Origin of the sequence: Sulfurovum sp. bin170 (assembly GCF_010892395.1) — a bacterium.
In the GTDB taxonomy this organism is placed as follows: domain Bacteria; phylum Campylobacterota; class Campylobacteria; order Campylobacterales; family Sulfurovaceae; genus UBA1140.
Genome location: NZ_JAACKB010000391.1, coordinates 1 through 4,337, shown reverse-complemented (window position 1 = coordinate 4,337; position 4,337 = coordinate 1). Strand labels below are relative to the sequence as shown.

Sequence of the window (4,337 nt, the reverse complement as noted above, 5' to 3'; positions counted from 1 at the left end):
TCATGGCACAATATACCCAAACGCTTCAAAAATCTTCTTAGCCCTCTTAGACATTATAAAAGCATAAAAAGCCGAAACCTCAGCACTCTTCTCACCCTCTTTGAGTATCACAATTCCCTGATTAATTGGCGTATATAGAGTAGCCTCGACATCAGCCCAATTCTCACCCTTTTTAAAATGAGCCATATGTGGACTAAAGAGAGAGGACTTAGCAATAAACCCTATATCGGTGGCTTTTGTTGCATAGGTAACTGTTTGAGAGATGGACTCACCATATACAAATTTCTTCTCTATCTCATCAAATATTTTTGCATTTTTAAGTGCTTCTGCTGTAGCTATTCCATAAGGAGCAGTCTTTGGATTGGCAACAGCTATCTTCTCTATCTTATCACTCTTTAGCAACTCCATCACATTTGAAAAATCTCGCTTTTTAGAACTAAGATATGCCAATGAACCTTGTGCATAAACCAAAGGTCTAGTAACAGCAAAATCTTCTGCATAGAGAGCTTCAGGATACTTCATATTTGCCCCCATTAAAATCTGATATGGAGCTCCATGTTTTATCTGTGCTGTTAGCTTTCCTGTACTTCCTAATATCACTTGCACTTTAGTATCAGGATAGAGCCTGTTAAACTCTTTTTTCAAATCATCAATAGCATAACTCACATTGGCGGCAACTGCGATTGTAATTTTTCCTGCATCAAGATATGCAGAAAATATTAATATAAATAGTAGTTTTAATCTCATATTTTTCCTTCCAAAACTTAATTAGAAAAAAATGTCCCACCCTTCTGAATACCATCAAACAGAAAACTTCTAGCATCATCCAATCCAAAACCAGTAGCTAAAAACATTTTTTTATCTCGTTCTAACAAAAAGTGAGCTGCTTTTAGTTTTGTCACAATCCCACCTGTAGCAAACTCATTATTGGCTGTAGAGGGTGCATCAAGCTCTTCTGGAGTAATTAGACTTACTTTTTCACGCACTTTAGCACTCTCAAATTTTCTTGGATCTTTATCATAAAGAGCATCTATATCAGATAGGATTACTAAAAGTTGGGCATTAAAATTCTCTGTAACAGAGGCTGATAGTTGGTCATTATCTCCAAAAACCAACTCCTCTGTTGCGATAACATCATTTTCATTAATAATAGGAACTACGCCATTGGCTAAAAGATTATCTATTGCCAATTGTGCCAAATGGGTTCTTTTTTTAGAATCCAAATCGGCTGCACTTAGTAGAACTTGTGAACACAAAATACCGTGTCTTGCAAACTTCTCTTGATACATTTTTAGTATCAGTGGCTGACCAATGGCTGCTAATACCTGTTTGTTTCCCACACTCCATCTATCCAGTGGCAAAACGGTATAACCAGCCGATACTGCCCCCGAACTTACCAATATGACCTCTTGACCTTTTTTCATCAAGGAGGCTATAAGGTCAACCAAATCTCGCATTCTATCTTTGGCTACAGCTTCTTTTTCAGTCAAGACATGGGAACCAACTTTGATAACAATGCGATTGTAGCTCATTACGCCTCTTTTTCCTGCTCTTCAACACTCTTTACAAAACCTTTGAGAGCATAACGGAGTGCTTCGGTATTGAGATGAGAAACAGAAGAGATAGGCAAGACAAACAGTGGCTCATCGACAGGTAAATCAACCCCAAAATCTTCTACAAAACCATAAGAGCTGTACTCTTTGTTTGCTTTATATCTATTTAGTGTCTTATTGATATTAAACCCAATATCCTCTATAAACTGCTCGGTCAATCTATTAACCTCATCCGTAGAGAACGAATCACACTTTGTAATCGCAACAGCAAATTTTCTTCCTGCCAATTCACTAGAGTAGCGTTGAAGCTCCACCAATAGCGTCTCATACTGATACTTCATCTCACGATAATTCGCAGCATCCACAAGTAGAAGAAGCGTTTTGGTTCTCTCAATGTGCTTCAAAAACTCCAAACCAAGCCCTCTACCATCACTTGCACCCTCGATAATCCCTGGTATATCAGCCATCATAAAGGAGTCAAACTCACCAACCATAACCACACCCAAGTTTGGTATCAATGTTGTAAACTCATACGATGCTACTTTGGGTCGTGCATTGGAGATAGCAGAGATAAGTGTTGACTTTCCAACACTAGGATAACCTACCAAACCAACATCAGCGATAAGTTTCATCTCCAGACGAATCTCTTTGGTAATCCCTGGTAACCCTGGTTGAGCGTAAGTAGGTCTCTGATTGGTTGAACGCTTAAAATGCGTGTTGCCAAGCCCACCTTTTCCTCCTTCTAAAAAGAGAACATTCTCTCCCTCTTCAACCAAATCAAAAAGAATCTCATCAGTCAAAGCATCTACAATCTGTGTCCCTGGAGGCACAACAATCTCTATACTCTTTCCTTTACGACCATAACACTTACGACCCTCACCAGGGCGACCATTTTCTGCTTTAATATGATTTCGACCTCTTAGGGCGGAGAGCGTGTCGGTATTGTTATCTACAGTAAAGTAAACTGAACCACCTTTACCACCATCACCACCATCGGGTCCACCTTTTGCCACAAACTTCTCTGTCCAAAAGGAGATGCACCCTGCCCCACCTTTTCCTGAACTCAACATTAACTCTACACTATCTACAAACATCTGTTTCCTTTAATAAACACTACTATATACAATACATATCTTATATAGGAATAGTTATTATGATTTTTTGGAATTATATCTAAAAAGATAAAGAAGGGAATAAAAAATATAATGAAGGGTAGACACATGGGTCTACCCCTACGAAAATTATGCAGGTATTACAGAGACTCTTTTTTTACTTTTACTAACATTGCTAAATTTAACAACACCTTCAATAAGAGCATAAATTGTATGGTCTTTACCCATACCAACACCTGTACCTGGGTGAACTTTTGTTCCTCTTTGTCTGATAATAATATTACCAGGGATTACAGTTTCACTACCATATTTTTTTACACCTAGTCTACGACCAGCTGAATCACGATTATTTTGTGTAGAACCTTGACCTTTTTTGTGTGCCATATTATAATGCTCCCTTACGCTATACTTGTTATTCTGACTCTAGTAAAGTCTCTTCTGAAACCTCTTTTGAGCTTTGAATCTTTTCTTCTTCTCTTCTTATAGATGATAACTTTTTTGTCACGACCTTCGTTAATCACCTCACCTTTAACCACAGCACCCTCTACAAAAGGAGCTCCTACAGTTAATTCACCGTTATCTACTGCTAGAACTTCTTTGAACTCTACAGCAGTTTTTGGCTCAAGACTCATCTTATCAAAACAGATAATATCACCCTCTTGAACTTTAAATTGTTGACCACTTGCTTTAATGATTGCGTACATTGCAAACCCTTCTATTGATTGTTATAACACCAATAAGAGTATTGGCGTTTTTAAAAAAGTTTGAGATTATACCCAAAAGAGTTTTAATTCTTTTTTAAAGGTAAGAGGTTTCTCTAACTAACTTTTTTTATAGGCGATAAATAGAGAAAAAATAACACCTATTGGAAGAGAGAGGATAAAGAGACCTTTAAACTCTGTAAATAAAAAGTATGGCCAAGCCAGAGCTACCAAAGAGAATGTATCCGCAATCTTCTCCACAGGGAAAAGCCCCAAAGCACTAGAGAGGATTGTTAAAATAACTACAGATATATAGAGTGTAGAGAGAAAACTCCATATAAAATCCTTTACCCTAACTCTCTTATCTACATCTTCCATCTCTTTTAAGTTTCTTTTATATAAAACAACTGCATGGTTTTCAAATTTTTTACGCTGTTCAATCTTTTTTTTGAGCTCTACTCTCTTCTCTTCAAAAGCAATTAGTGGATTAACTTCCAAATAGAGTACAATCAGTCTGCTATCACTGCTAGATTCTCTTATCTTCCATATAGGATAGATACCATTTTCATATATAGTAGTATATAACTTTTGCAGAGTCTCATCTGTAATAATATTATCAGTAACAAACTCAAAATTAGTCTCATTTAAAAATGTCGCTACCTTCTGCTTTATCGGAAGGTATTTTGTTAATGTTTTAATACTACTACTGTCTTTTCTTGAGAACATATCATCTTCAAGCTCTAAAATATCTATTTTCAGTGGCTCTCCATTATTAGCAGACTCTAATAGATTAAATTGAAACTCATCTATCTCTTGTTGAATTTTTTCTGTAAACTCTCTCTTAGATAGATGTTTTCTATAATTAATCATCTCCTCTAAAGATAATTCCTTCTTTTCTACTTCAACCTCTTTCTCTTGCTGTTTTAATTTTAATATACTTTGTGCTTTTAATCTTAAGTCTCCCATTATAT

The 4,337-nt window shown here is 36.4% G+C and carries 6 protein-coding genes; all 6 read right to left on the bottom strand.

Going from position 1 to position 4,337, the window contains the following annotated elements; translation table 11 throughout:
* Positions 1-747, bottom strand: a complete 747-nt coding sequence (modA, locus tag GSY74_RS09275; RefSeq protein ID WP_164664822.1) for a molybdate ABC transporter substrate-binding protein — start codon at positions 745-747, stop codon at positions 1-3.
* Positions 748-764: 17 nt separating this feature from the next.
* Positions 765-1,532 carry a glutamate 5-kinase gene (proB, locus tag GSY74_RS09270; protein WP_164664821.1) on the bottom strand — a complete coding sequence of 256 codons (768 nt, stop codon included), beginning with the start codon at positions 1,530-1,532 and terminating at the stop codon, positions 765-767.
* Positions 1,532-2,647, bottom strand: coding sequence for a GTPase ObgE (obgE, locus tag GSY74_RS09265; RefSeq protein ID WP_164664820.1), 1,116 nt, complete (start codon positions 2,645-2,647; stop codon positions 1,532-1,534). The genes proB and obgE overlap by 1 nt, the downstream gene beginning before the upstream one ends.
* 147 nt (positions 2,648-2,794) lie before the next feature.
* Positions 2,795-3,049, bottom strand: a complete 255-nt coding sequence (rpmA, locus tag GSY74_RS09260) for a 50S ribosomal protein L27 (RefSeq protein ID WP_164664819.1) — start codon at positions 3,047-3,049, stop codon at positions 2,795-2,797.
* A 14-nt stretch (positions 3,050-3,063) separates the two neighbouring features.
* On the bottom strand, positions 3,064-3,369 hold the full coding sequence (gene rplU / locus GSY74_RS09255; protein ID WP_164664818.1) for a 50S ribosomal protein L21: 306 nt from the start codon (positions 3,367-3,369) through the stop codon (positions 3,064-3,066).
* A gap of 117 nt (positions 3,370-3,486) precedes the next feature.
* A partial coding sequence (locus GSY74_RS09250) for a hypothetical protein (RefSeq protein ID WP_223157522.1) occupies positions 3,487-4,337 on the bottom strand: 851 nt, incomplete at its 5' end.

Coding starts and splice junctions, on each gene's coding strand:
- modA (WP_164664822.1), bottom strand. CDS start 747: ATGAGATTAAAACTACTATTTATATTAATATTTTCTGCATATCTTGAT.
- proB (WP_164664821.1), bottom strand. CDS start 1,532: ATGAGCTACAATCGCATTGTTATCAAAGTTGGTTCCCATGTCTTGACT.
- obgE (WP_164664820.1), bottom strand. CDS start 2,647: ATGTTTGTAGATAGTGTAGAGTTAATGTTGAGTTCAGGAAAAGGTGGG.
- rpmA (WP_164664819.1), bottom strand. CDS start 3,049: ATGGCACACAAAAAAGGTCAAGGTTCTACACAAAATAATCGTGATTCA.
- rplU (WP_164664818.1), bottom strand. CDS start 3,369: ATGTACGCAATCATTAAAGCAAGTGGTCAACAATTTAAAGTTCAAGAG.